The 24973-nt window shown below is 71.1% G+C and carries 24 protein-coding genes, 1 tRNA gene and 1 pseudogene; 13 read left to right on the top strand and 13 right to left on the bottom strand.

Annotation, left to right across the window (positions count from 1 at the left end; all coding sequences use genetic code 11):
• The first annotated feature begins 26 nt into the window (after nucleotides 1–26).
• The 6 genes from PSESU_RS15840 to PSESU_RS01980 all read left to right on the top strand — a co-directional run bounded on the left by PSESU_RS15840 (nucleotide 27) and on the right by PSESU_RS01980 (nucleotide 6119).
• Nucleotides 27–890, top strand: a complete 864-nt coding sequence (locus tag PSESU_RS15840) for a DUF3426 domain-containing protein (RefSeq protein WP_081459295.1) — start codon at nucleotides 27–29, stop codon at nucleotides 888–890.
• A gap of 80 nt (nucleotides 891–970) precedes the next feature.
• A complete protein-coding gene (fis, locus tag PSESU_RS02000; protein ID WP_041763757.1) occupies nucleotides 971–1246 on the top strand; it encodes a DNA-binding transcriptional regulator Fis in 276 nt (91 codons plus the stop codon).
• A gap of 71 nt (nucleotides 1247–1317) precedes the next feature.
• On the top strand, nucleotides 1318–2904 hold the full coding sequence (purH, locus tag PSESU_RS01995) for a bifunctional phosphoribosylaminoimidazolecarboxamide formyltransferase/IMP cyclohydrolase (RefSeq protein WP_013534092.1): 1587 nt from the start codon (nucleotides 1318–1320) through the stop codon (nucleotides 2902–2904).
• Nucleotides 2905–3076: 172 nt separating this feature from the next.
• The gene (locus tag PSESU_RS01990; protein WP_013534091.1) at nucleotides 3077–3583 is read left to right on the top strand and encodes a GNAT family N-acetyltransferase; all 507 of its coding nucleotides are present in this window, start codon (nucleotides 3077–3079) and stop codon (nucleotides 3581–3583) included.
• Between the two features lie 99 nt (nucleotides 3584–3682).
• On the top strand, nucleotides 3683–4975 hold the full coding sequence (gene purD / locus PSESU_RS01985; RefSeq protein WP_013534090.1) for a phosphoribosylamine--glycine ligase: 1293 nt from the start codon (nucleotides 3683–3685) through the stop codon (nucleotides 4973–4975).
• 4 nt (nucleotides 4976–4979) lie between these two features.
• A complete protein-coding gene (locus PSESU_RS01980; RefSeq protein WP_013534089.1) occupies nucleotides 4980–6119 on the top strand; it encodes a pyridoxal phosphate-dependent aminotransferase in 1140 nt (379 codons plus the stop codon).
• Nucleotides 6120–6123: 4 nt separating this feature from the next.
• Here the strand turns inward: PSESU_RS01980 and PSESU_RS01975 are convergent, their stop codons facing one another.
• Nucleotides 6124–7431 carry a M20 family metallopeptidase gene (locus PSESU_RS01975; protein ID WP_013534088.1) on the bottom strand — a complete coding sequence of 436 codons (1308 nt, stop codon included), beginning with the start codon at nucleotides 7429–7431 and terminating at the stop codon, nucleotides 6124–6126.
• A gap of 42 nt (nucleotides 7432–7473) precedes the next feature.
• The gene (ygiD, locus tag PSESU_RS01970; protein ID WP_013534087.1) at nucleotides 7474–8334 is read right to left on the bottom strand and encodes a 4,5-DOPA dioxygenase extradiol; all 861 of its coding nucleotides are present in this window, start codon (nucleotides 8332–8334) and stop codon (nucleotides 7474–7476) included.
• A gap of 164 nt (nucleotides 8335–8498) precedes the next feature.
• On the opposite strand from ygiD, the gene PSESU_RS01965 reads away from it, so the two are divergent.
• The 3 genes from PSESU_RS01965 (at nucleotide 8499) to PSESU_RS01955 (ending at nucleotide 11513) form a co-directional block, all read left to right on the top strand.
• On the top strand, nucleotides 8499–10406 hold the full coding sequence (locus PSESU_RS01965) for an MFS transporter (RefSeq protein ID WP_013534086.1): 1908 nt from the start codon (nucleotides 8499–8501) through the stop codon (nucleotides 10404–10406).
• A 351-nt stretch (nucleotides 10407–10757) separates the two neighbouring features.
• Nucleotides 10758–11096 (top strand): CD225/dispanin family protein, encoded by a 339-nt coding sequence (locus tag PSESU_RS01960; protein ID WP_013534085.1) that lies wholly within the window; start codon nucleotides 10758–10760, stop codon nucleotides 11094–11096.
• Between the two features lie 3 nt (nucleotides 11097–11099).
• On the top strand, nucleotides 11100–11513 hold the full coding sequence (locus PSESU_RS01955) for a DUF2752 domain-containing protein (protein ID WP_013534084.1): 414 nt from the start codon (nucleotides 11100–11102) through the stop codon (nucleotides 11511–11513).
• Between the two features lie 83 nt (nucleotides 11514–11596).
• Here the strand turns inward: PSESU_RS01955 and PSESU_RS01950 are convergent, their stop codons facing one another.
• Genes PSESU_RS01950 through PSESU_RS01930 form a run of 5 tightly spaced genes read right to left on the bottom strand, consistent with a single transcriptional unit; the run spans nucleotide 11597 to nucleotide 15065 of the window.
• Entirely contained in the window at nucleotides 11597–12490 is an 894-nt protein-coding gene (locus PSESU_RS01950; protein WP_013534083.1) for a membrane protein, read from the bottom strand.
• 20 nt (nucleotides 12491–12510) lie between these two features.
• The gene (gene nudC / locus PSESU_RS01945; RefSeq protein WP_013534082.1) at nucleotides 12511–13401 is read right to left on the bottom strand and encodes an NAD(+) diphosphatase; all 891 of its coding nucleotides are present in this window, start codon (nucleotides 13399–13401) and stop codon (nucleotides 12511–12513) included.
• A 44-nt stretch (nucleotides 13402–13445) separates the two neighbouring features.
• The gene (gene erpA / locus PSESU_RS01940; RefSeq protein WP_013534081.1) at nucleotides 13446–13814 is read right to left on the bottom strand and encodes an iron-sulfur cluster insertion protein ErpA; all 369 of its coding nucleotides are present in this window, start codon (nucleotides 13812–13814) and stop codon (nucleotides 13446–13448) included.
• 31 nt (nucleotides 13815–13845) lie between these two features.
• Nucleotides 13846–14334 carry a bactofilin family protein gene (locus PSESU_RS01935; protein WP_013534080.1) on the bottom strand — a complete coding sequence of 163 codons (489 nt, stop codon included), beginning with the start codon at nucleotides 14332–14334 and terminating at the stop codon, nucleotides 13846–13848.
• Between the two features lie 2 nt (nucleotides 14335–14336).
• On the bottom strand, nucleotides 14337–15065 hold the full coding sequence (locus PSESU_RS01930) for a DUF6776 family protein (protein ID WP_013534079.1): 729 nt from the start codon (nucleotides 15063–15065) through the stop codon (nucleotides 14337–14339).
• Nucleotides 15066–15192: 127 nt separating this feature from the next.
• Here PSESU_RS01930 and PSESU_RS01925 point away from each other — a divergent pair, with 127 nt between their 5' ends.
• The 3 genes from PSESU_RS01925 to PSESU_RS16450 all read left to right on the top strand — a co-directional run bounded on the left by PSESU_RS01925 (nucleotide 15193) and on the right by PSESU_RS16450 (nucleotide 20657).
• Complete coding sequence (locus PSESU_RS01925; RefSeq protein WP_013534078.1) at nucleotides 15193–15777, top strand: DUF4126 domain-containing protein; 585 nt, start codon at nucleotides 15193–15195, stop codon at nucleotides 15775–15777.
• Between the two features lie 78 nt (nucleotides 15778–15855).
• Complete coding sequence (locus PSESU_RS01920; protein ID WP_013534077.1) at nucleotides 15856–17760, top strand: EAL domain-containing protein; 1905 nt, start codon at nucleotides 15856–15858, stop codon at nucleotides 17758–17760.
• 2 nt (nucleotides 17761–17762) lie between these two features.
• Nucleotides 17763–20657 (top strand): hybrid sensor histidine kinase/response regulator, encoded by a 2895-nt coding sequence (locus tag PSESU_RS16450; RefSeq protein WP_013534076.1) that lies wholly within the window; start codon nucleotides 17763–17765, stop codon nucleotides 20655–20657.
• Here PSESU_RS16450 and bfr read toward each other — a convergent pair.
• From bfr to PSESU_RS01895, 3 genes are all read right to left on the bottom strand, one after another.
• Nucleotides 20630–21100, bottom strand: a complete 471-nt coding sequence (gene bfr / locus PSESU_RS01905) for a bacterioferritin (RefSeq protein WP_013534075.1) — start codon at nucleotides 21098–21100, stop codon at nucleotides 20630–20632. The genes PSESU_RS16450 and bfr overlap by 28 nt on opposite strands.
• A 106-nt stretch (nucleotides 21101–21206) precedes the next feature.
• Nucleotides 21207–21404 carry a (2Fe-2S)-binding protein gene (locus tag PSESU_RS01900; RefSeq protein WP_013534074.1) on the bottom strand — a complete coding sequence of 66 codons (198 nt, stop codon included), beginning with the start codon at nucleotides 21402–21404 and terminating at the stop codon, nucleotides 21207–21209.
• A gap of 89 nt (nucleotides 21405–21493) precedes the next feature.
• On the bottom strand, nucleotides 21494–22093 hold the full coding sequence (locus tag PSESU_RS01895) for an RNA pyrophosphohydrolase (RefSeq protein WP_013534073.1): 600 nt from the start codon (nucleotides 22091–22093) through the stop codon (nucleotides 21494–21496).
• Between the two features lie 233 nt (nucleotides 22094–22326).
• Here PSESU_RS01895 and PSESU_RS01890 point away from each other — a divergent pair.
• Nucleotides 22327–22403 (top strand) — tRNA-Met (locus tag PSESU_RS01890).
• A gap of 743 nt (nucleotides 22404–23146) precedes the next feature.
• On the opposite strand, the pseudogene PSESU_RS01885 reads toward PSESU_RS01890, so the two are convergent.
• The 3 genes and pseudogenes from PSESU_RS01885 to PSESU_RS01875 form a co-directional block, all read right to left on the bottom strand.
• Nucleotides 23147–23500, bottom strand: a pseudogene (locus PSESU_RS01885) (glycogen/starch synthase); the annotation flags it as partial.
• A gap of 282 nt (nucleotides 23501–23782) precedes the next feature.
• Nucleotides 23783–24382 (bottom strand): cytochrome c3 family protein, encoded by a 600-nt coding sequence (locus tag PSESU_RS01880; RefSeq protein ID WP_013534072.1) that lies wholly within the window; start codon nucleotides 24380–24382, stop codon nucleotides 23783–23785.
• Nucleotides 24383–24967, bottom strand: a complete 585-nt coding sequence (locus PSESU_RS01875; protein WP_013534071.1) for a nitrate reductase cytochrome c-type subunit — start codon at nucleotides 24965–24967, stop codon at nucleotides 24383–24385.
• Nucleotides 24968–24973 lie beyond the last annotated feature (6 nt).

Below are 24973 nucleotides of genomic sequence, written 5' to 3'. Positions count from 1 at the left end.
GCCGGACGCATGGTTGAATAGCGGGCATGTTCACCGCCTGCCCGCACTGCGACTTCCTGGTCACCCACCTGCCGGCACAACCGCGGCCGGAAACCTGCCCGCGCTGTGGCAAGCCGCTGCATGCGGATGGCGCTGCGGCCGCGGCATCCGCCGGGGCTGCCGCGCCTGGACAGGCAGATGCTCCCGCGGCACCGCCGCTGGCCACCCTGCTCGACGCGCCGGCCGCCGATGCGCCCGGGAACGAAGACACCGGTGCAGCACGGTCCGGTGAGGCCGCAACCGAAGCGCCTGCGCCCGCTCCTGCATCCGTAGCCGAGGCTTCCGCGGCCCCTGCATCAACCGTCGCGCCTGCCACCGCTGCATCCGTCCCCACGCCCGCGAGCCCCGCGCCCGCCCCAACCGTACGTGCGCCGCTGGCTGCCACCGCCGCGCTGCGCCGCCACTGGCAATGGCCGCTGCTGGCCGCACTGGCGCTGCTGCTGGGACTGCAGGTGCTGCTGGCAGATCGCGCGCGGCTGGCCGCCGATCCGCAATGGCGTCCGCTCGTGCTGCAGGCCTGCGCGCTGCTGCGCTGCTCGCTGCCTGCCTGGCACGAGCCATCCGCATTCACCATGGTCGAGCGCAGCGTGCGCCCCGGCCAGGCTGCCGGCACCCTGCGGGTCGATGCCACCTTCCGCAACGATGCGCGCTGGGCCCAGGCCTGGCCGACCCTGCAGCTGTCGCTGTCCGATGCCGACGGCCGCACCACCGGCAGCGGCGTGTTCACGCCAGCGCAGTACCTCGGCGAGCCACCCGAAGGCCTGCTTGCACCAGGACAGAGCGCCCAGGTCACCTTCGTGGTGCAGGAACCGGCACCGGGTACGGTGGCGTTCGCCTTCAGGTTCCACTGATGGCCAATGGCAGCGGCCGGATGGCCGCGCTAGACTCCCCAACCCGCTTGATGCACGCGCATCGCCTCACGGAATCCCACGTGCAGCAGAACGCCCCTTCCCGCGCCGACGCCGGCCGCCCCGCCTCCCGCCCGCCTCTTCGCGAGCACGTGGCGCAGTCGGTCAGGCGCTACCTGCGCGACCTGGACGGGGTCGAAGCCAACGATGTCTACGAGATCGTCCTGCGCGAAATGGAGATCCCGCTGTTCGTCGAGGTGTTGAACCATTGCGACGGAAACCAGAGCCGCGCCGCGGCCCTGCTGGGCATCCACCGCGCCACCCTGCGCAAGAAGCTCAAGGACTACGGGCTGGTCTGAGTCCGCCCGGGCGGCCCGACGGGGGCCGGCGGCTATAATTCCGCCTCTTTCCCCGCACCCTGCCGCCACCCATGACCGCCGACTTCCTGCCCGTGCGCCGGGCACTGCTGTCCGTTTCCGACAAGACTGGCCTGATCGACCTGGCCCGCGCCCTGGCCGCGCGCAACATCGAGCTGCTGTCCACCGGCGGCACCGCCAAGGCCATCCGCGAGGCCGGCCTGCCGGTCAAGGACGTGTCCGAGGTCACCGGCTTCCCCGAGATGATGGATGGCCGGGTCAAGACCCTGCATCCGCTGGTGCACGGCGGCCTGCTCGGCCGCGCCGGCATCGACGACGAGGTCATGGCCCAGCACGGCATCGGCGCGATCGACCTGCTGGTGCTGAACCTGTATCCGTTCGAGTCGGTGACCGCGAAGGCCGACTGCAGCCTGGCCGATGCGGTGGAGAACATCGACATCGGCGGTCCGGCGATGCTGCGTTCGGCCGCCAAGAACTTCGCCCGCGTCGCGGTGGCGACCTCGCCGGACCAGTACGCCGACCTGCTGGCCGAGCTTGAAGCCAACGACGGCAAGCTGTCGGCGGCCAAGCGCTTCGCCCTGTCGGTGGCCGCGTTCAACCGCGTGGCCCAGTACGACGCGGCGATCAGCAACTACCTCTCCGCGGTGACCGACACCAGCACCGAGGTGCCGGTCCGCACCGCCTTCTCGGCCCAGGCCAACGGCAGCTTCGTCAAGGTCATGGACCTGCGCTACGGCGAGAATCCGCACCAGCAGGCCGCGTTCTACCGCGACCTGCATCCGGCGCCGGGCTCGCTGGCGACGTTCGAGCAGCTGCAGGGCAAGGAGCTGAGCTACAACAACATCGCCGACGCCGATGCGGCCTGGGAGTGCGTGCGCCAGTTCGAGGCGCCGGCCTGCGTGATCGTCAAGCACGCCAACCCCTGCGGCGTGGCCGTGGCGGCGAACGTGGGCGAGGCCTACGAGCTGGCCTACGCCACCGACCCGACCAGCGCCTTCGGCGGCATCCTCGCCTTCAACCGTCCGCTGGACGCGGCCACGGCCAAGACCATCCTCGACCGCCAGTTCGTCGAGGTGCTGCTGGCGCCGGAGTACGACGCCGGCGCGCTGGAGTACGCGACGAAGAAGGCCAACGTGCGCGTGCTGCGGATCCCGATGGCACCGCCGTCGCCGGGCTTCATCGACCTCAAGCGCGTGGGCTCGGGCCTGCTGATGCAGACCGCCGACGACCGGGTCGTGACCCGCGACGAGCTGAAGGTGGTGACGAAGCTGGCCCCGACCGAAGCCCAGTTCATCGACCTGCTGTTCGCGTGGAAGGTGGCCAAGTTCGTGAAGTCCAACGCGATCGTCTACGCCAAGGACAACCGCACGATCGGCGTGGGCGCCGGGCAGATGAGCCGGGTGTACTCGGCGCGCATCGCCGGGATCAAGGCGGCCGATGCCGACCTGGTGGTCGAGGGCTCGGTGATGGCCTCCGACGCCTTCTTCCCGTTCCGCGACGGCATCGATGCCGCCGCGGCCGCGGGCATCAAGGCGGTGATCCAGCCGGGCGGCTCGATGCGCGACGCCGAGGTGATCGCCGCGGCCGACGAGCACGGCATCGCCATGGTGTTCACCGGCGTGCGTCACTTCCGCCACTGATCGCCCCGCGCGACCCGGCTGGCTGGTAGCGGACGGCCGCGCCCTTGCAGGCGCGGCCGTTTCCGTTCGTGGCACGGCCGGCATCACCCGGCATTCGCCGCCGCGCCCGTAGGGTGGCCCCCGACAGCCGCCCCGCAGCGCGGGCCGACCACACGCAAAGGAGAACGCGCCAATGTGGATCCGCGAGGAAGGCCCCGAGGACATCGACGCCATCTGTACCGTGCTGCGCAAGGCGTTCGCCAAGTATCCCGGCGAGGGGAAGCTCGAGACCCGGATCGTCGACACCCTGCGCGCGGACAACGCCCTGGCGGTGTCACTGGTCGCCGATATCGACGGCCGCGTCGCCGGGCACATCGCGTTCTCGCCGGCACGGCCCTCGCGCGATGGCGACGGCTGGTACGTGCTCGGTCCGCTGGCGGTGGATCCGGCCGACCAGGGCCACGGCGTCCGCGCCGCCCTGGTGCGCGCCGGCCTGGCCGAACTGCAGGCACGCGAGGCCAACGGCTGCGTGGTGCTGGGCGACCCGGCCTACTACGGCCGCTTCGGTTTCATGGCCGAGCCAGCGCTGACCCTCCCGGGCGCGCCCGAGGGCGCGTTCCAGGCCCTGCGCTTCACCGATGCGGCTTCGGCCGGCGAAGTCGTGCTGCATCCGGCCTTCGGCCTCCAGGGCGAAGCCTGACAGCGCGGCAGCGGTTGCGCGGGAAAGCACCGCGCCCGCAGGGCCAGGCGCGGCGGGCACGCTAGAATCGCGTTCCCTTTCCCGCGATTCCCTTCCCTCATGAGCAAGGTCCTGGTCATCGGTTCCGGCGGGCGCGAGCACGCGCTGGCATGGAAGCTCGCGCAGTCGGCGCGCGTCAGCGAAGTGATCGTCGCCCCCGGCAATGCCGGCACGGCCACCGAGGCGAAGTGCCGCAACGCCGCGGTCAAGGTCACCGACCTCGATGGCCTGCTCCAGCTTGCCCGCGACGAGGGCGTGGCAGTGACCGTGGTCGGTCCCGAGGTGCCGCTGGTGGCCGGCGTGGTCGACCGCTTCCGCGGGGCCGGCCTGCGCATCTTCGGCCCCACCGCCGCGGCCGCGCAGCTGGAAGGCAGCAAGGCCTTCGCCAAGGATTTCCTCGCCCGCCACGGCATCCCGACCGCGTTCTACGCAGTGCACACCCAGGTCGACGCGGCCCTCGCCTACATCCGCGAGAAGGGCGCGCCGATCGTGGTCAAGGCCGACGGCCTGGCCGCCGGCAAGGGCGTGATCGTGGCCATGACCCTGGAGGAAGCCGAGGCCGCGGTACGCGACATGCTCTCGGGCAACGCCTTCGGCGATGCCGGCGCGCGCGTGGTGATCGAGGAGTTCCTCGAGGGCGAGGAAGCCAGCTTCATCTCGATGGTGGACGGGAAGACCGCGCTGCCGATGGCCACCTCGCAGGACCACAAGCGCGTGGGCGATGGCGATACCGGCCCCAACACCGGCGGCATGGGCGCGTACTCGCCGGCGCCGGTGGTCACCCCGGAGGTGCACGCGCGGATCATGCGCGAGGTGGTGGAGCCGACCGTGGCCGGCATGGCCGCCGACGGCACCCCGTTCACCGGCTTCCTCTACGCCGGGCTGATGATCGATGCCTCCGGCGCGCCGAAGGTAATCGAGTTCAACGTGCGCTTCGGCGACCCGGAGACACAGCCGGTGATGCTGCGCCTGCAGTCGGACCTGCTGGACCTGGTCGAGGCGGCGATCGACGGCCGCCTGCACGAGGTCCAGGCGCAGTGGGATCCGCGGCCCTCGCTGGGCGTGGTGATCGCCGCGCGTCCGTACCCGGACTCGCCGGTGACCGGCGAAGTCATCAGCGGTCTCGACGCGGTGCCCGCCGACGTCAAGGTGTTCCATGCCGGCACCGCACTGGATGACGACGGCAACGTCACCAGCGCCGGCGGCCGCGTGCTGTGCGTGACCGCGCTGGGCGACAGCGTGGCCGACGCCCAGCGCCGCGCCTACACCGGCGTGGACGCGATCTCCTGGGCCCACGCGTTCTGCCGCCGCGACATCGGCTGGCGCGCGATCGCCCGCGAGCAGGGCAACTGAGGCCATGGGCGGTCGCGTAGAACCGTTCCGCGCGATCGCCATCAGCCAGCTGGCGCGTGCGCTGGAGGCTGGAGGTCGCCCGGTCGTGCACATGGAGTTCGGCCAGCCGTCCACGCCGGCACCGGCCGCGGCGCTGGCGGCGGTGCGCGAAGGCCTCGACCAGCCGCCGCCGGGCTACTGGGAAAGCGTGCCGCTGCGGGCGCGCATCGCCCGCCACTACCGCGACGCCTACGGCGTGGACGTGGATCCGGCGCAGGTCATCCTCACCTGCGGCGCCTCGCCGGCACTGCTGCTGGCGATGCTCTCGCGCTTCGAAGCCGGCGACCGCATCGCCTTCGCCCGTCCCGGTTACATCGCCTACCGCAACACCGCCATCGCCGCGCGCCTGCAGCCGCTGGAGATCGGCTGCGGCCCGGAAAGCCGCTACCAGCTGACCGCCGCGGCGATCGCGGCGCTGGATCCGGCGCCGGCCGGCGTCATCCTCGCCAGCCCGGCCAATCCCACCGGCACCATCATCGAACCCGAAGAGCTGCGCGCCATCGCGGACGTGTGCCGCGCGCGCGGCATCGTCCTGCTCTCCGACGAGATCTACCACGGCCTGCACTACACGCAGCCGGCGCACTCGATCCTGCAGTACGCGCCGGATGCGATGGTGGTGAACAGCTATTCCAAGTACTACTCGATGGTGGACTGGCGCCTGGGCTGGCTGCTGGTGCCGCCCTCGCACGTGGACACCGCGCGCGCCTACGCCGGCAACCTGTTCCTGACCCCGCCCTCGCCGAGCCAGCAGGCTGCGCTGGTGGCGATGGATTGCGTGGATGAGCTGGAAGGCCATCGCGCCACCTACGCGCGCAACCGCCAGCTGCTGCTGGACGCCCTGCCCGGCCTGGGCCTGGAGCGCATCGCCCCGCCCGACGGCGCGTTCTACGTCTGGGCCGACGTGGCCCACCTGACCGACGACAGCCTCGGGCTGTGCCGGCGCATCCTCGAGGACACGGGCGTTGCCCTGGCCCCGGGCGTGGACTTCGACCCGGTCGATGGCCACCACTTCATCCGCTTCAGCTTCGCCCCGGCCACGGTGCACGTGGAAGAGGCGCTGCGCCGGCTGCGGCCGTGGTTCGCCGCGCAGCCACGGGTCCGCTGAAGGCTCAGCCGGACGTGCCGTCCAGGTAGTCCAGCACCACCTGCAGCATCGCCTTCGCGCCATGCTCCAGCGCCGCCTCGTCGGGTGCGTAGTGCGGCGAGTGATTGATCGGCGCCTGCGCCGGCTCCTGCCCGGCCGGCGTGGTGCCGACCAGGAAGAACGCACCCGGCACCTCGTTGGCGAACTGCGAGAAGTCCTCGGCGATGGTCTGCAGCGGCATCTCGACGACATTGTCCGCGCCGGCCGCGGCCTGCAGCGAGGCCAGCACGCGCCGCGCCAGCTGCGGGTCGTTGATCGTGGCCGGTGCGTTGTTCACCACTTCGAGCTCCGCCGTGGCGCCGGCGGCGTGCGCATAGTCCCGGGCGATGCGTTCGAAGCGCGCGACCACGTCCTCGCGCACGCGCGGATCGAAGGTGCGCAGGGTGCCGACCAGCTTCGCCTCGTCGGGGATGATGTTGAAGCGCACGCCGGCGTTGAACTGGCCGGCGGTCAGCACCACCGGCGTGCTGGCGATGTTCACCTGGCGCGCGATCATGCTTTGCGTTCCCAGCAGGATCTGCGCACCGACGGTGATCGGATCGACGCCGTCCCAGGGCCGCGAGCCATGGGTCTGGCGCCCGCGCACGGTCAGGGCCCACTCGTCGGCGCTGGCCAGCAGCGGGCCGCTGCGGAAGCCGACCTGGCCCACCTGCAGCCCGGACCACACGTGCAGGCCGAACACCGCCTCCGGGCGGTAGTCCTTCCACACGCCCTCGTCCAGCATCAGCCGCGCGCCGAATGGCGCGCCCGGTTCGTCCGGACCTTCCTCCGAAGGCTGGAACACGAACATCACCTCGCCCGCCAGTTCCTGGCGGCGTTCGGCCAGGGCGCGGGCCACGCCCAGCAGGATCGCCACGTGCAGGTCGTGGCCACAGGCATGCATCACGCCCACCGGCTGGCCCCGATAGGTCGAGCGCACGGTGGACGCGAATGGCAGCCCGGTGGCTTCCTCGACCGGCAGCGCATCCATGTCCGCGCGCAGGGCGATGCGCGGACCGGGTCGGCCACCGCGCAGGACCGCGGCCACGCCGGTGCGGGCGATGCCGGTACGCGGCTCCAGTCCCAGCGCGCGCAGCTCGCGGGCGATGGCGGCAGCGGTGCGGGTCTCGTATCCGCCCAGTTCCGGATGGCGATGGAAGTCACGCCGCCACTCCACCATCGCCGGGTACTGCGCCCGCGCCGCGGTCGTGGCGACGGAGGCGTCGGCCGCGGCGGCGGGCAGGGCAGCACCGAGCTGGGCGGCCAGCAGGCAGGACAGGACCAGGGGCTTCATGCGCGCGGCTCCAGCGGGGGACGCCCGATGGTAGCCGCCGCGCTAGACGTTGGCCTGTTCCGGCGGCAGCGAGGTCTCGATCGGCGCCGCGCCGGGACCGCCGCCGGCGGCAGGCCCGTGGCTGTCCAGGCCGTACGAGGTCATCGACAGCGAGCCGTACGCGTAGCCCTCGACCAGCGGCCGCGCCGGATGCCCGGCCGCCGCGGCCAGGCCGGCGATGTACAGCAGCGGCAGGAAGTGGTCTGGGCTGGGCACGGCCAGGCGGTAATCCGGATGCGCGACCAGCGAGGGCACGTCATGCGGCCGCTCCAGCATCAGCCCGTGCGCGGCCTCCTCGAAGCGGCGGTTCCAGTCGAAGGCGCCGTCGGGCTGGTGCCAGTCGATCGCGCGCAGGTTGTGCACCACGTTGCCGCTGCCGATCACCATGACCCCGCGCGAACGCAGCGCGGCCAGCTTCGCGCCGAGGGCCAGGTGCCACTCCGGCGGCCTGCGCGCGTCGATCGACAGCTGCACCACCGGCACGTCGGCCTTCGGGAAGGCGTGCACCAGCACCGACCAGGTGCCGTGGTCCAGGCCCCAGCCATCCAGGTCGGCACCGACCTGGTCCGGCGACACCGCATCGGCCACCTCCTCCACCAGCTCCGGCAGGCCCGGCGCCGGGTACTGCACGTCGAACAACGCCTGGGGGAAGCCGTAGAAGTCGTGGATGGTGCGCGGCCGGGGCATCGCGGTGACCGCGGTGGCGTTGACGTACCAGTGCGCGGACACGGCCAGGATCGCGCGCGGCCGCGGCGAGTCCGCGCCGAAGGCGCGCCACGCATCGGTGTAGCGGTTGCGCTCCAGCGCGTTCATCGGGCTGCCGTGGCCGAGGAAGGCGGCCGGCATCAGGGCATTGGCGTCCACGTCGGACTCCGTCGTGCAGGGATCCGGGCCACTGTAAGCCCGCAACGCCGGCATGGCGCAGGGACCCACGCAACGGATCGTTCCCGGCCCCCGGTTGCGGGACCGGCGGCATCCACCGCGCGGTGCGCTCTGCTAGGCTCCGCGCCAGTCCCGCGGAGAGCCGCATGGCCGCCCACAGCCAGTTCGCGCTGCTGACCCAGCGCCGTTTCCTGCCCTATTTCATCGTGCAGGCGCTCGGCGCCTTCAACGACAACGTCTACCGCCAGGCCATCATCGGCCTGCTGTTCTTCCTCGGCGTCAGCGCGGAGGAGCGCTCGACCTACGCGGTCATCGCCCCGGCGATCTTCATCGTGCCCTACTTCCTGTTCTCGGCCATCGCCGGGCAGGTGGCCGAGAAGCTGGAGAAGCAGCGCCTGATCGTGGTCACCACCACGATGGAGATCGTGATCATGTCGCTGGCGGCGGTGGGTTTCCTGCTGCAGTCGATGCCGCTGCTGCTGGTGGCGCTGTTCTGCACCGGCCTGCAGTCGACCCTGTTCGGACCGGTGAAGTACTCGGTGCTGCCGGCCATCCTCAAGCCCGAGGAGCTGACCGGCGGGAACGGGCTGGTCGAGATGGGCACCTCGATATCGATCCTCGGCGGCATGATCACCGGCGGCCTGATCTTCCAGGTCGCCGGCGCGCACGGCCCGGAGGCGGCGGCCGCGGCGATCGTGGCCCTGGCCATCGCCGGCAACCTGGTCGCGCGGATGATCCCGCGGGTGGACGCCGGCGCCCCGGACCTGAAGATCGGCTGGAACCCGCTGCCGGAGTCGCTGGCGGTGCTGCGCATGGCGCGCGCCCAGCCGGCGGTGCGCAACGCCATCCTCGGCGTGTCCTGGTTCTGGTTCTTCGGCACCATCATCACCTCGCAGCTGCCGGGCTATGCCGAGCTCCACCTGGGCGGCGCGTCCGGCTCGGCCTCGCTCTACATCTGCGCCCTGGCGCTGTTCTCGATCGGCACCGGGACCGGCTCGCTGCTGTGCGAGAAGCTTTCGGCGCGCACCGTGGAGATCGGCCTGGTGCCGCTGGGCGCGGCCGGCATGAGCGCGTTCCTGCTGGACCTGTACTTCGCCCGCCCCGGCGCGGCGCCCGTCACCGGGCTGGACGTGGCCGGCTTCCTGGCCCAGCCCGGCAGCCTGCGCATCGTCGTCGACCTGCTGGGCATCGGCGTCTTCACCGGCTTCTTCGTGGTGCCGCTGTTCGCACTGATCCAGAGCCGCACGCCTTCCTCGCAGATGTCGCGGGTGTTCGCGGCGCTGAACATCCAGAACTCCGGCTTCATCGTGCTGGCGGCGCTGGTCGGCCTTGGCGCGGGCATGCTGGGCTGGAGCAGCCCGACGCTGTTCCTGGCCCTGGCCATCGCCAACGTGCTGGTGGCGGCGTGGATCTTCGCCCTGGTGCCCGAGTTCCTGATGCGCTTCCTCAGCTGGGTGCTGGTGCGGGTGCTGTACCGGCTGCGCGTGCGCGGCGTGGAGGCGCACGTGCCGGACGAGGGCGCGGCGGTGATCGTGTGCAACCACGTCAGCTACATGGATGCGCTGGTCCTGGCCGCGAGCATCCCGCGCCCGGTGCGCTTCGTCATGTACTACCGGATCTTCGACATCCCGGTGATGAGCTGGATCTTCCGCACCGCCCGCGCGATCCCCATTGCCGGCGCGCGCGAGGATCCCGCGCGCATGCAGCGCGCGTTCGACGCCATCGACGCTGCGCTGGCCGAGGGCGAACTGGTCTGCATCTTCCCCGAGGGAGCGCTGACGAAGGACGGCGGGATCGCCACCTTCAAGTCCGGCGTGGAACGGATCCTGGCACGCACCGCCGCCGCCGGGCGCCCGGTCCCGGTGGTGCCGATGGCGCTGCGCGGGCTGTGGGCCAGCATGTGGAGCCGGCGCGACTCGCGTCTGGGCCGCATGCGCGTGCCACGGCGCCTGCGCGCACGGGTGGAGGTTGTGGCCGGGGCGCCACTGCATGGGGCGGTGAGCGCGGAAGCACTGGAAGCCCGCGTACGCGAACTGCGCGGCGACGCGGCCTGAGCCTGGCGACGGCCTGGGTCCTGCCCGGCAGTGCCTGAGCATGTCTTTGCCGGCTTGCTGCCGGTCGGTTAGGCTTGGGCGGTTGCCAGGGGAAGCACACACCAGCATGGATGCGATGCCGGAAGCCATCGGACGTGGCGCGCGCGTTCCCTGCAACCGGGAAGCGTCGGCCACGCCAGTAACGCAGCCGGCATGCCTCCATGCATCGCGGCCGGCCCTTCGCCCCGGCGCGTATCCTTTTCCCGGCCACGCCGGTCCCGAGTTTCCTTTCCCGGCAGGCTGCGCAGGACCGGCGGCCATGCCAGCGCATAAGCCGGCGTCACGGCTTTCATTCCCTGCTGGAGCACCACGATGAGCTACGTCCCACCGCCGCCCGCCCAGAACGCCGAGCCCCTGCACGGCCCGGTGCCGAACTACCTGGCCTGGTCGATCGTCTCCACCATCCTCGCCACCTGCCTGTGCTGCCCGCTGGGCCTGCTGGGCATCGTCGCGATCGTGTTCTCCAGCAAGGTCAATTCCGCGCTCAACCGCGGCGACCTGGAAGGCGCGCGCCGTGCTTCGGCCACTGCCAAGACCTGGTGCTGGGTCGCCACCGCGCTGGCCATCATCGGCCTGCTGATCAACATCTGGTTCATGACTACCGGCGGCATGGAGCAGTACATGCAGGCCATGCAGCAGATGCAGGGCTGATCGATGGCCCTGTCGCGACCGCTGTGGATCGCGACGCTGGCGTCGGCCGCCCTGGCGGCCGGCGCCGGATTCTGGTTGCTGCGCACATATGATCCAAACGTGGCCGGCAACCCGTTCCCGCCGTGCATGTTCCGCGCCTTCACCGGCTGGTTCTGCATCGGCTGCGGGCTGACCCGGGCGATGCATGCGCTGGCCCATGGCGACCTCGTCCGCGCCTTCGCGATGAATCCGCTGGGCGTTTCCCTGATCGGCGTGGTGCCGCTGATGCTGGCCTGGTCCGGCGGCTGGCAGCCGCGCGTGCTGGCGCCGCTGATGCGCTGGGTGCTGGAGCCGAAGCTGTGGCTGGTGCTGCTGCCGGGTTACTGGGTCGCGCGCAACCTGCCATGGTTCCCCTTCACCCTGCTCGCGCCGGGCTGAAACACGGTCGCCTGGTCCGCAGTTTTGCAGGCGCGTGGCGACGCGCCCACCGGCAATGGTGCCTCCCTTCCTGCGTGGCGCCGCTAGCCCACCCAGCCGGCGATCACCAGCAGGGCCAGCAGGGCGAGCCACAGCAGCAGCATCCGCCAGACCAGGTTCATCGCGTCGCGCAGTTCGGCCAGCTCGCCGCGGGCGGGCAGGCGTCCTGCCGCCAGGTCCTCCTCGGCCTCCTCGGCCAGTTCGCCGACCACCGCGGCACGCGCGGCGGCCTCGAGGAAGCGGCTTTCCGGGTTCCAGCGCGTCCCGCCCGCATGGCGCCAGGCGCGGCTGACCAGGTCGAAGTTGCCGGCCAGGGCCATGGCCAGGGTCATCAGCTGTGCCGCGGGCCATTCCATCCAGCGCAGCAGCCAGCGCGCGCCGGCGGCGTTTTCTTCCGGCAGCGGGTCCAGGTGAATACCGAAGGCGGAACGTTCCAGCAGGCGGTACAGCACCGCGCCGGCCGGGCCGAGCAGCAGGAACCACAGCAGCACCGCGAACCAGCGCCGCAGCGCGGTGCGGGCGATCACCGCCGGCAGGGCCGGGCCTTCGCCCACCACCTGGCCGGGCTCGGACGCGAGCTGGTCGAGCCGGGCGCGACGCTGCTGCGGGTCGTCCGCATCCAGCACCGCCTCCACGTCCACGTCCAGGTCGCGCGGTCCCCAGGTGAGGACCAGCACCACGATCGCGAACAGCAGGCCGGGGAAGCCGTACAGCACCCGGCCTAGCGCCAGCTGCAACAGCAGGACCAGCAGCACCGGCGGCAGCACCACCAGCGCGATGCCCCAACGGGTGCGCCACGGACCGCCGTCCGCCAGCTGGGTGGCCAGCCAGTCCTGCAGGTGCGAATACCAGGTGTAGCTGCGCAGCGGTGCCAGCACCGCCGGCGCCACGTGGCCAAGCACCAGGGCGATGATCACCGCGACCAGGGTCGTGAACATGGAGCCTCCGTGCGCGGATACTAGCCGGCGCCGCCGGCTCCGGCATACCAGTGCTCGACCAGGGCGCGGGCAATGGACAGCGACGACGGCATGATCGGCCCGCTACTGGCGTCCTCGCCCCGGGCCAGGGCCTGGCCGACTTCCTCGCGGCTGAACCAGCGCGCATCCTCCAGCTCGCCGTCGGTGCGCGGCAGGTCGGGCTCGCCTTCGGCGATGTAGCCAAGCATCAGCGAGCCGGGGAACGGCCAGGGCTGGGATGCCAGGTACTGGCAGCTGCGCACCCGCACCCCGGTTTCCTCGTGGACCTCGCGCACCACCGCCTGCTCCGGCGTCTCGCCGGGCTCGACGAAGCCGGCCAGCACCGACCAGCGGCCCGCGATCCAGCTGGCCTGGCGGCCCAGCAGCAGGCGCTCGCCGTCGCCGACGGCGACGATCACCGCCGGGTCGACGCGCGGATAGTGGTCGGTGGCGCAGCCAGGGCAGTGGCCGACGAAGCCGCCACGCTGGAACCCGAGGCGTTCGCCGCAAACGCCGCAATGCCGGCTGCGGGTACGCCAGTGCAGCATCCCCCGCGCATAGGCGAAGGCCCCGCCCACGGTCGCCGGCCAGGCCACCGCGGCGCGGCGCAGGTCGATCCAGCGCGGCACCTCGATGCCGGCCGTTGCCTGCAGGGCGAAGTGCGCCTGCCCGCACGGGTCGATGCCCAGGAAGATGGCGTCGTCGAAGTGGTCGCCGAGCTGGGCACCGGCCAGCAGCAGGGGCTGGCCTTCGGCATCGGCGGCGGCCCGGCCGTCGCCATCCAGCAGCAGCACGCGCGCGCCTGGCCAAAGCCCTGCGAGCGCGTCGGCATCACCACGCAGCGCGTCGGAACGGTCCAGCCCGGCGTCGCCGAAGGCGTACCCGGAGAGCATGGCGGCAGCGACAGGCGTGGCCACCGGCGCGTCCCCGGCGGGGTTCAGACGCTGAAGCTGCTGCCGCAGCCGCAGGTCGTCTTGGCGTTGGGGTTGCGGATCACGAACTGGGCGCCGCTGAGGCCTTCGCTGTAGTCGACCTCGGCGCCCATCAGGTACTGCAGGCTCAGCGGATCGACCAGCAGGGTGACACCGTCGGTGGCGACCGCCATGTCGTCCTCGGCCTGGTTCTCGTCGAACTCGAAGCCGTACTGGAAACCGGAGCAGCCGCCACCCTGGATGTACACCCGCAGCTTCAGGTCCGCGTTGCCCTCTTCGGAGATGAGCTCGCGGACCTTGGCCGCGGCGGCGCTGCTGAAGCGCAGCGGCTGGTCCAGCTGCTGGTAGCTGGGAACGGTAGGAAGCGGAATCATGCGGCCAGCATGGGGGCGCCGGGCGCCCCGTTCAAGCCTCGGCGGCGGCCAGTTCAGCCTTGGCCGCGCCCTTTTCCCTGTCCTTGCCGCGCTCCTTGCCCTGTTCCTGGCCGCGCTCCGGGTCCGGTGCCGGCAACGCGCGCTGCGCCTGCGGCTGGGCATGGACCAGGCGCCCGGTCAGCTGGGCACCGGCGTTCATCTCGACCACGGCGTAGTGGACGTCGCCTTCCACGCGCGCCTGCTGGGCCAGTTCGACCCGCTCGCTGGCGTGCACGTCGCCGCTGACCTTGCCGTTGATCACCACCACCGGGACGCGGATCTGGCCCTCGATGGTGCCGCCCTCGGCCAGCACCAGGCTCGCCGGCTTCCCCTCGGCCGCCTGCACGGTGCCTTCGATCCGGCCCTCGACGTACAGGCCACCGCTGAACACCAGGTCGCCGCGGATCACCACGTCCGGGCCGATCAGGGTGTCGATGGTGTAGCCATTGCGCTGGCCGGACTTCTTCTTGCTGCTGAACATGCTCACCTGCCTCCCCCGCTGCCGGCGGTCTTCCAGTCGAATGTCTGCTCGGCGTCCCCGCCGTTGCCCCGCAGCAAGACTCGCACACGTTGCGGCGTGAAATCCTTGGGCAGCATCACGCTGCCGTCCAGTTCCTGGAAGTAGCGGAAGGAATACGCCTGTCCGCCGGCATCCTTGCGCTGCACCAGCTCGTCCCAGCCGATGCTGGCCAGCTTGCCGCCGCGCACGCCCTCGACGGTGAAACGCATCTGCCCCTGGCTGATCGCGCCGCGGTTGAGGTTCTGGGTCAGCACCGCGCGGTAGCGCCAGGTCCCGGCCTCCTCCGGGGCGAACTCGATGGAGTGCACGCTCAGGCCCTTGCGCTGGCTGGTCGAGCCGACCAGCCGCTCGTAGAAGGCAACATCGGCGCGCAGGCCGGCGATCTCCTCGTCGCGTTCGGCCAGCGAGGCCTGCAGCTCGATATTGGCGGCGCGGCTGATCTGGTCCGAGCGCTCCAGGGTGATCACCCGCTGGCCCAGTTCCTCCAGCTGGCGCTGGCGCTGCTCGGCGTCGCGCTGGGCGGTGCGTGCACCGTCGCGCACGTTCGCCAGCCCCGGTGCGGCCAGGCGGGTCGAAACCAGGGCCACGACCACCAGGCTCGCAAGCCAGGCCACGGCCAGCAGGATCCTGAAGGTCCGGTCGGGGATGCGACGGCTGGGAACGACACGGAAGCGGGGCGATGGTTCGGTCATCGAGGGCCTGGATCGTTTCTGCCTATACTGCGGGCGATGGTTGGGGAGTGTAACCATAGGAGGGGCAACGGCTTCGTCAGCCGCCCCCGATCCCCCGGCCGCCGCCGTCCGCCCCCCGGAAACCGCAATGACCGACGCCCACGTCTTCGTGATCGGCCTGCTGCTGGCCTGGATGGCCGGTATCCGCGCCTACCTGACCGTATTCGGCGTGGGCCTGGCCGGCCTGCTCGGCTGGGTCGACCTGCCGCCGGCGCTGGAAGCCACCCAGTCGTGGTGGGTGCTGGGCACCTCCGGCGCACTGGCGCTGGCCGAATTCTTCGCCGACAAGATTCCGGGCGTGGATTCGGTATGGGACCTGCTGCAGACCCTGGCCCGGATCCCGGCCGGTGCGTTCCTGGCCGCCGCCGCGCTGTCCCCGGACGGCGAGCTCGGCGCCGGCGCGCTGGCTGCGGGCGCGGGCGTCGCTCTGGCCAGCCACGCGCTCAAGTCGGGCACCCGCGCACTCCTGAACACATCGCCTGAACCGGTCAGCAACTGGGCGGCCTCGGCGACCGAGGACACCATCGTCGTCGGCGGACTGGCCCTGGCGCTTGCGCACCCGTGGCTGGCACTGGCGATCGTGGTCGGGATCAGCGTGCTGGGCGCGTTGCTGGTGTGGTGGATCTGGCGGCTGATGGCGCGCGGCGTGCGCCGCCTGATGGCCGCGGGATGACCGCGGGATGACCGCGTGCAGGGTTGTACCCGATAGAGGGATTGGTCACATAATGCAGGCCCAATTGGGGAGCCATTGATGGCCGCACGAGACCCAGCGCCCGTGCCGGAGGATCCGGCCGCGCGCCAGCGCATACGCGCCGAAACGCCGCCACCGCATTACTGGCGTCGCTGGACCCGCGATGCCGTGGAGACCCCGGCCGAGGCCGAGGCGCTGGCTCCTGCCGCGCGCCCGCCGTCCGCACCGGGTGCCGCCGCCGCCCCGGGCGCCACCTGGACCGGACCGGAGCCGACCCCGGCACCGGTGCTCAACCCCACCGACGAAGAGCCCTACCGCATCCTGGTGGTCGAGGACGACCGCCCGCAGGCCCTGTTCGCGCAGAGCGTGCTGCACGGGGCCGGCATGCAGGCCGAGGTGCTGATGCAGCCGGAAGGCCTGATCGAGGCCATCACCCGGTTCGAGCCGGACCTGATCCTGATGGACCTGCACCTGCCAGGCGTGGACGGCAAGCGCCTGACCACCCTGGTGCGCCAGCAGCCGGGCTGCCAGCTGCTGCCGATCGTGTTCCTGACCGGCGAGCCGGACACCGACCGCCAGTTCGAGGTGCTGGAGGCCGGCGCCGACGACTGCCTGGTCAAGCCGGTGCGGCCGCGCCACCTGATCGCCGCGCTCTCCAACCGCATCCAGCGCAGCCGCGCCCAGCGCGAGCTGGCCAATGCCGCCGCGCCGACGGTGGCGGTGCCGACCCTGCGCAGCCACCCGGAAACCGGCCTGGCCACCCGCAGCTGGCTGCTGCAGCAGGTCGACGAGATGCTCCAGGCCGGCACCGACGGCGGCCTGTTCTTCGTCGAGATCTCCGGCGCCCTGAGCCTGCGCGAGCGCTTCGGCTATGCCGCCTTCGAGCGCCTGATGGCCGAGGCCGGCCGCCGCCTGGCGGTGATCGCCGCGCCGGCGCCGCTGGCCCGGCTCAACGACAACAGCTTCCTGGCCCTGGTCCGCGATACGACCCCGGAGCAGCTGCAGGGAATCGCGGCGGAAGTACGCGCGCGCCTGGCCACCGAGACCTTCCAGGTGCGCGAGGGCGAACCGCTGCAGCTGCGCAGCGCGGTTGGCCACGCGGCCCTGCCCGGCGGCTTCGACAGCGCCACCGCGGCACTGGAGGCCACCGAGCGCGCCGCGCTGCAGGCGCGCCTGCTGCCGGAGGGCGTGGCCGGCTACGTGCCGCCCAGCGCCCAGGAAGAACAGGAACAGATGGCCCTGCTGGAAGGCGAGATCGAGCTGGCCTACCAGCCGGTGGTCGCCGTCGCCGGCAGCGACCAGGCCCGTTACCAGGTGCTGATGCGCCTGCGCCAGGCCGACGGCACGGTGCTGTCGGCCGGCCAGGTGGTCCCGGCGGCGGAAGCCAGCGGGCGCATCACCGACCTCGACCAGCAGGTCATGGAACACGCGCTGGACCTGGTCGCGCGGCGCGCCCGCGACGGCAGCCCGCTGCAGCTGTTCGTCTCGCAGTCGCCGCGCACGCTGGTGCGCGAGGCCTATGCCGACTGGCTGCTGCAGGCGATCAGCGCGCGCGGCATCGACGGTGGCGCGGTGATCATCGACCTGCGCCTGGCCGATGCCCTGGTCCACAGCGTGGCCCTGGCCAGCTTCTGCCAGCGGATGATGCAGGTCGGCGTGCAGTTCTGCCTCGGCCAGTACGAGCCCGGGCCCGAGGCCGAGGTGCTGCTGGGCCAGCTGCAGCTGGGCTACATGCGCATGGCCGGCCGCTTCGCCGCCGCGCACAACGACCAGAAGCTGCGCGACCAGCTGCGCGAGGTGATCGACAAGGCCCATGGCCTCGGCCTGCTGGTGATCGGCCAGCAGATCGAGGACCCGCAGGCCGCGGCGGCGATGTGGATGGCCGGCATCGACTTCGTGCAGGGCAACCTGGTCAGCTCGGTCGGCAGCGAGCTGGACTTCGACTTCCAGAACGCGGTGCTGTAGCGATGGCGCCCGCCCCCCGCAACCCGTGGCCGGCAACCGCCGCAGGTGCGATGGCGGCGGCGTTGCCGGCCCTGGGCCTGGGGCTGGCGGGGATCGAAGGCCCCTGGATCGCCGTGGCCGGCGGCCTGGTCCTGCTGGGCCTTGGGGCGGCACTGGCGGCGCTGGGCGCGGGCCGCCGCACGGCGCACCTGCTCGATGCCGCGCTGGCGCGCGCGGCCACCGCCGAACACGAGCGCAACCAGCTGCAGCGCGACCTGCAGCGCCACGACAAGCTCGAGCAGCAGCTGATGCAGGCCAAGCAGGCCGCCGAGGCCGCGGCCCTGGCCAAGGGCGAGTTCCTGGCCACCATGAGCCACGAGATCCGCACCCCGCTCAACGGCATCATCCCGATGCTGGACCTGATAGGCCACGGCACCCTGGCCCCGGACCAGCGCGACATGCTGCACACAGCGCACGAGTCCTCGCTGCAGCTGCTGCGGATCGTCGACGACATCCTCGACTACTCCAAGCTGGAGGCGAACCGCCTCGAGCTGGAGATCACCACCTTCAACCTGCGCGAGCCGCTGGACGCGATGCTGCAGCTGATGCGGCGCCCGGCCGAGGACAAGGGCCTGCGCCTGGAGCTGGACCTCGATCCCAACGTGCGCCTGCCGGTGCGTGGCGACCCGGTGCGCCTGCGCCAGGTGCTGGGCAACCTGGTCGGCAACGCGGTCAAGTTCACCGAGCGTGGCGGCATCACCCTCGTGGTGCGCCGGCTGGGCGAGACCCCGGTCCAGCACCTGCTGCGCTTCGAGGTGCGGGACACCGGTATCGGCATCGACGCCGACAGCCAGGCGCGCCTGTTCCGCGCCTTCAGCCAGGCCGACGCCTCGACCACGCGCCTGTACGGCGGCACCGGCCTGGGCCTGGCGATCTGCAAGCGCATCGTCGACCTGATGGGCGGGCGCATCGGCGTGGAATCCGAGCCGGGGCGCGGCTCCACCTTCTGGTTCGAGATCCCGCTGCTGAAGGTCGTCGGCGACCTGCAGCGCGATCCCCTGGCCGGCGGCGAGATGCAGCGCGTGCTGGTGGTCAGCCCCGACCAGCGCCTGCGCCAGCGCATGGCCCTGCTGCTGCCGTCCTGGGGCTTCGCCGTGGACGCGGTGGAGACTCCGCAGGAGGCGCTGGAGCGCCTGCGCGGCGACACCCTGCCCCGGCAGCCGCGTGGCGCCTGGTCGATGGTGCTGGCCGACCACGACGGCCTGCGCCATACCGCCCGTGCCCTGCACCGCGCCCTGACCCGCACCCCGTCCTACAGCGGCATCCGCCTGCTGTGGCTGTACAGCGAGGACGAGGTGGCCGCGGAACTGCGCCAGAGCGCCGGCGTGCTGCCGCGGCTGGCCCCGGACGCCGAGCTGCGCGCCGCGCTGCAGGGCGAAGGCACGCCCGCCGAAGCTCCCGCGGCTGCCGATCCGGATCCGGCCAGCGTGGCCTCCGCCCCTGCCGGGCCCCTCGCCGCGCCGGCCATTCCTGCCCCGGCCGTCCCGGCCACGCCATCGACGACTGCACAGGCCATGCCGACCACGTTCCCCGCCAGCACCGGTCCTGCCATCGCCGGCACCGCCGAGCCCCTGCCGCGCGCCGCCGCTCCCGCCGCTCCGGCTGCCAGCGCTGCCCCGGTCGCTCCCGCCGTTCCGGCTGCCCCTGTGGCCCCACCCGCTCCGACTGCGCCGGCGACGCCGGGCGCCGCGCCGCGTGCGGGCACGCCGCTGACCGGCGGCCGCGCGCCGCGCCTGCTGCTGGTCGAGGACAACCCGGTCAACCTGCTGGTGGCGCAGAAGCTGCTGTCGGTCCTCGGCTACACCTGCGACACCGCCACCAATGGCGAGCTGGCCCTGCAGCGCCTGTCGGCGGGCGAGTACGACATGGTGTTCATGGACTGCCAGATGCCGGTGCTGGACGGTTACACCGCCACCCGCCGCTGGCGCGAGCACGAGGCCAGCCGAGGCGGACGCCGCCTGCCGATCGTGGCGATGACCGCCAATGTCATGGCTGGCGACCGCCAGCGCTGCCTGGACGCCGGCATGGACGACTACCTGTCCAAGCCCGTGGCGCGCGAGCAGCTGGAAGCCTGCCTGCAGCGCTGGCTGCAGCAGGCAGCCGCCGCAGCCGCCGCGGCGCAGGCCCGCGCTGCCACCCCCGCCGCGCCTCCTGCACCGGCGGCAGCGGTCGCGGCGGCTGCGCCCGTGCCTGCCCCGCATGCTGCTGCGGTGCCACCGCACCCGCCTGCGACCGCCGCTATCCCGCCGGCAGCCGTGTCCGCCATCCCGGCCCACGCCGGGGCCGCGCCGGCCGCGCCGCGCGCGCCTGCCACCCAGCCCGCCCCTGCAATCCCGGCGGCCCCGTTACCTGTGGCGGCCCCGGCTCCGGCTGCGGTGCCGTCCCAGCCCACCCCGCAGGTCGCCGCCCCACCGCTGCCGCACGCGACGGCCGCAACGGCTCCCATGGCGCAGCACGCTCCGCCGCCGGAACCCGAGGCCCCGGCCGTGGTGCTGGATATCGAGATGCTGGACGAGCTGCGCCAGATCGCCGGCGACGATGCCGCGGCGATCGTCAGCCTGTTCCTGGAGGATGCGCCGCGCCTGGTGCGGCAGCTCGAGCAGGCCTCCATCGCGCCAGACCTGGACGCGATGGGCGAGGCCGCGCATGCGCTGAAGTCCTCCAGCGCCAACATCGGTGCGCTGGCGCTGTCGGCGGTGGCGCGCCGGATCGAGAACGGCGCGCGCAGCGGCACCCTGGAGCGTCCGGCGGTGACCACCGCCCTGCTGATCGCCGAGTTCGCCCGCGCGCGGAGCGCGCTGCAGGCGTGGCTGGCCTCGGTCGGGGCCGGTCAGTCCTCGAGCTTGCTGAGCAGGTAGTTCTGCTCGCCGATGCGGGCGATCAGGTCGAGCTGGGTTTCCAGCCAGTCCACGTGCTCTTCCTCGTTGTCGAGGATCTTGGTGAACAGCTGGCGGCTGACGTAGTCGCCGACCGAGTCGGAGTAGGCGATCGCCTCGCGCAGCAGCGGGATGCCTTCCAGCTCCAGCGCCAGGTCGCACTCCAGCACTTCGCGCGGGCCTTCGCCGATGCGCAGCTTGCCCAGCGCCTGGAAGTTCGGCAGTCCCTCGAGGAACAGGATGCGCTCGGACAGCCAGTCCGCGTGGTGCATCTCGTCGATCGATTCCTTGTACTCGTGCTCGGCCAGCTCCTTGAGCCCCCAGTTCTTCAGCATCTTGGCGTGCAGGAAGTACTGGTTGATCGCGGTCAGCTCGTTGTACAGGGCCTTGTTGAGGTACTGGATGACCTTCGCGTCGCCTTTCATGGACCGGCGCTCCTCTGCCGTGGGGATGCGCGCACTCTAGCGCGCCGGCGGCCGCGGCGAGGTAACGCGAATCGTGTTCATTCCCCGGCCTGCGCGGCCGGGAAGGTCAGGCCGCCTGCAGCAGGGGCAGGGGCAGCGCGCGCGCCTGGTATTCGGCGACCAGGTCGGCGGCAAGCGGCAGGCAGGTACCGCAGGTGGCGCCACAGCCGGTACGCATGGTCAGTTCGGCGACGCTGCCGCAGCCGGCCTCGACCGCCTCGCGGACCTGGCTGTCGGTCACCCCATTGCAGATGCAGACGTACACGGCGTTCTCATATGACTGAACCCGGCGTCATTCCACACGGAATGAGAACCGTTGTCAATTGCATCCAGCGCCAGACGCCAGCCTCCGATTCAGGCGGATGAACGACCGCCCGCCTGGTGCCGGGGACGCCGGCGCGGGCGGTCATGCCCGGCGCTGTTGCCCGGCATCCACGCCTGCTGGGCCGCGCCCGGCATCTGCCGCAGGGTGGCGCCACTGCTGGTGGCCAGCGGCGCCAGGTGGCGCAGGGCACGGGCATAGACGCCGCGCTTGAAGGTCACCACGTGCTCGACCGGGTACCAGAAGTCCACCCAGCGCCAGTGGTCGAACTCGGGGCTGTCGGTGGTATCGAAGCGCACCAGGGACTCGTCGCCGACCAGGCGCAGCAGGAACCAGACCTGCTTCTGGCCGATGCACACCGGGCCGGGGCCGCCGCGGCGGATCGCCCGCCCGGGCAGCCGGTAGCGCAGCCAGCCGGGGGTGGCCCCCAGCAGCTCGACATGTTCGGGGGCCAGGCCGGTCTCCTCGTAGAGCTCCCGGTACATCGCCTCCACCGGGGTTTCGTCGCTGCGCATCCCGCCCTGCGGGAACTGCCAGCCGTCCCGGCGCACCCGGCGCGCCCAGAACACCTGTCCGTCGGCGCGCATGAGCACGATGCCGACGTTCGGCCTGTATCCGTCCGGATCGATCACGATGCGGACTCCGTAAAATTCGACTGGCCCGACAATGCCACGCCCCCGGCGGGGCGACAAGCGCCGATTGACAGCGCGGCCAGGAACATGAAGAATTCGCAGTTCCCCGGCCGGCAACGTCATCAGGCGCACCGTCAGGGGCGCGGAAGATCCGTGGTTTCGGCTACGTAGCTCAGCCGGTTAGAGCACAGCACTCATAATGTGAGGGTCACGGCGTACAATTTTGGAATTCTGGCTATGTAGCTCAGCCGGTTAGAGCACAGCACTCATAATGCTGGGGTCGGTGGTTCGAGTCCACCCATAGCCACCAGAATTTCTATCAAGAACAACGCGTTAGATGAAGAAAGGCCCGCCATTGATGCGGGCTTTTTTGTGCCTAGACTCCCGGGCACGAAAAAGCCGAGGCCACTTTTTCAGGCTGATCGAGGTCCGACCGTGGACGACCCGGAAACAGCCTGTGCCCGGTTCGTGCCCGGTTCGTGCCCGGTTCGTGCCCGGTTCGTGCCCGGTTCGTGCCCGGTTCGTGCCCGGTCCCGTGCACAAGTCTTGCGGCCGAAAGTTCGCTGCTAGTATCGAAACGCCCCTGACACTCTTGGACTTGCTCAGGCCTCTCGCCATTCACCGGACCAAGCCATCGCAGCGGCGATCCGCTCGGGCTTCCTACGCTCATCGGCGCAGAGATAGCTGATCCCGACGCGGCTGAGATCCAGGCGATCCGAATCCCAGCAGACCTGGATCGTAGGCGCAGCTTCAACAAGGCCGTCACTGTGGCCCCAGCAAGCCTCGTGCAAGAGCGCAAATGCCGCGTCATCAAGTTCGAAATAACCCTTACGCCGCAGCCACGCGGCGTAGTCGGCGGCACGCGGCCCGTGTTCAGGGTCGATGTGTCGTCCAGGCGGCGTGCGGCCTGCAGGAAGGCAAAAAGTTCGCATACCCGCAAGTCCGCGCTCACGACCGTACGATGAGCAGCGGCTGTGACCCTGCTCAAGGTGCAAGTACCGTCACCCGGTCGAACTCCAACCTCTCGGCGCAATAGGCCTTCTGGTGGGTCATGCCGATGCGGCATTCCGGCAGGCCGGCATGGGCCTTGACCCGGCCAACCACGTTCATGCAGCGGATCCGCTGCAGGACTTCGGGATAGCCCGGGATCAGCACCCGCACGTCGCACGCCGGGCGCAGCGCGCGCGGCAGCGACGAAGCGACGTCGCCCAGGCCACCGGCCTTGATGAAGTCGGCCATCTCGGAGACGACGAACAACACCGGGATGCTGTGATGGTGGGCCTGCGGCAGCACCGACGCCGACTGGCGGCGGATGAAGCGTCCCCGTGGATCACGCGGGGGAAGCCGTAGCGGCTTCTGTTCCCGGAGTGCGACTGCACCGACTGGGGCGGGGACGGTGGATGGCATCGCTGGGGGGCTCGTTTTATCGGGGCTGACGTGTCCCGCGCCGCACCCTGGAAGGGAGCAGCGGAGGTCCTGGTAGGAGGTCAACGCAGATCGTGGGGGATATGCGCGAGCTACGAGAGGAATCTACAGTTCGACCCGATAAATGAGTTGTGAGTTCCAGCCATTAACAGGGTGGGTTTTGCGAATCCGCTCATGACATTGCGTAACCCGTTCATGAGCGCACGATCGAACAACGCTCCATGCGCCGGCGCATGCAACGGATCCAATCCGATGTGCAGGTGCTCAGCCCTGCGGCACGCCGGCCATGTCCGGCAGGCGATGGGCGATGCCCTTGTGGCAGTCGATGCAGGTCTTCTCGCCCGTACCCAGCCACAGCTTGTGGACCTGGGCGGCCCGCGCGCCCTGGCGGGTCAGGTCCATGGAATCGAAGTCGTGGCAGTTGCGGCACTCCAGCGAGTCGTTGGCCTTCAGCCGCGCCCACTCGTGGGTGGCCAGCACCAGGCGCTCGTCGAGGAATTTCTCGCGGGTGTTGATGGTGCCGAAGATCTTGCCCCAGACCTCCTTGGAGGCCTGCATCTTGCGCGCGATCTTGTCGGTCCAGTTGTGCGGCACGTGGCAGTCCGGGCAGGTGGCGCGCACCCCGGATCGGTTGGTGTAGTGGATCGTGGCCTTCAGCTCCTCGAATACGTTGTCGCGCATCTCGTGGCAGCTGGTGCAGAACTTCTCGGTATTGGTCGCCTCAAGGGCGGTATTGAAGCCGCCCCAGAACAGCACCCCGGCGATGAACCCGGCGACGGTCAGGAAGCCGAGGCTGTAGTAGCGGCTCGGCGAGCGCAGGGTCAGCCACAGCAGCGACACCTGGCGGCGGATGCGGCGGAACATTCAATGCACCTCCGCCGGCGCGGCTTCCGCGGGCTCGGCCAGCAGGCTGTCGATGTCGCGGAAGCCGCTGGCCACCAAAGTGGGCGCATCGGTCTGGACCACGTGGCATTGCATGCAGAAGTAACGACGGGGCGAGATCGCGGCCAGGAACTGGTCGTCGCGGTCCATGTAATGGGTGACGCTGACCGGGGGCGCCTGGAAAGTGGCGGCATTCGCCCGGGCGTGGCACAGCATGCAGCGGTTGCTGTTGCGGTCCACCTGGTAGCCGTCCACCGCATGCGGGATGGTCGGCGGCTGCATCGGGTAGGCGCGCACGCGCTTGATGTCGGTGTTCTCCACCCGCGCCATGGGCGGCGGGTGGCCCTCCTGGTCCACCGGCACGCCGCGGCGGATGGCATCGATCTGGCCGTTGCCGGGGATGAACACCGCGCGCGCGTCCACCGGCGCGCTGCTCGCCTGCGGCGCCGGCACGCGATCCTTGTCCGCAGCCGCCAGCCCGCGGCCCAGCAGCCAGCCCAGGAAGAACAGCAACGCTCCCAGCAGCAGCGCCAGGGGGATGGCCAGCAACAGCTTGCGCTTGTCCATGGTGCG

The organism is Pseudoxanthomonas suwonensis 11-1 (genome assembly GCF_000185965.1).
GTDB lineage: Bacteria > Pseudomonadota > Gammaproteobacteria > Xanthomonadales > Xanthomonadaceae > Pseudoxanthomonas > Pseudoxanthomonas suwonensis_A.
Note: the sequence above shows the minus strand (reverse complement) of the source record. Positions and strands in the feature narration are given on the sequence as shown.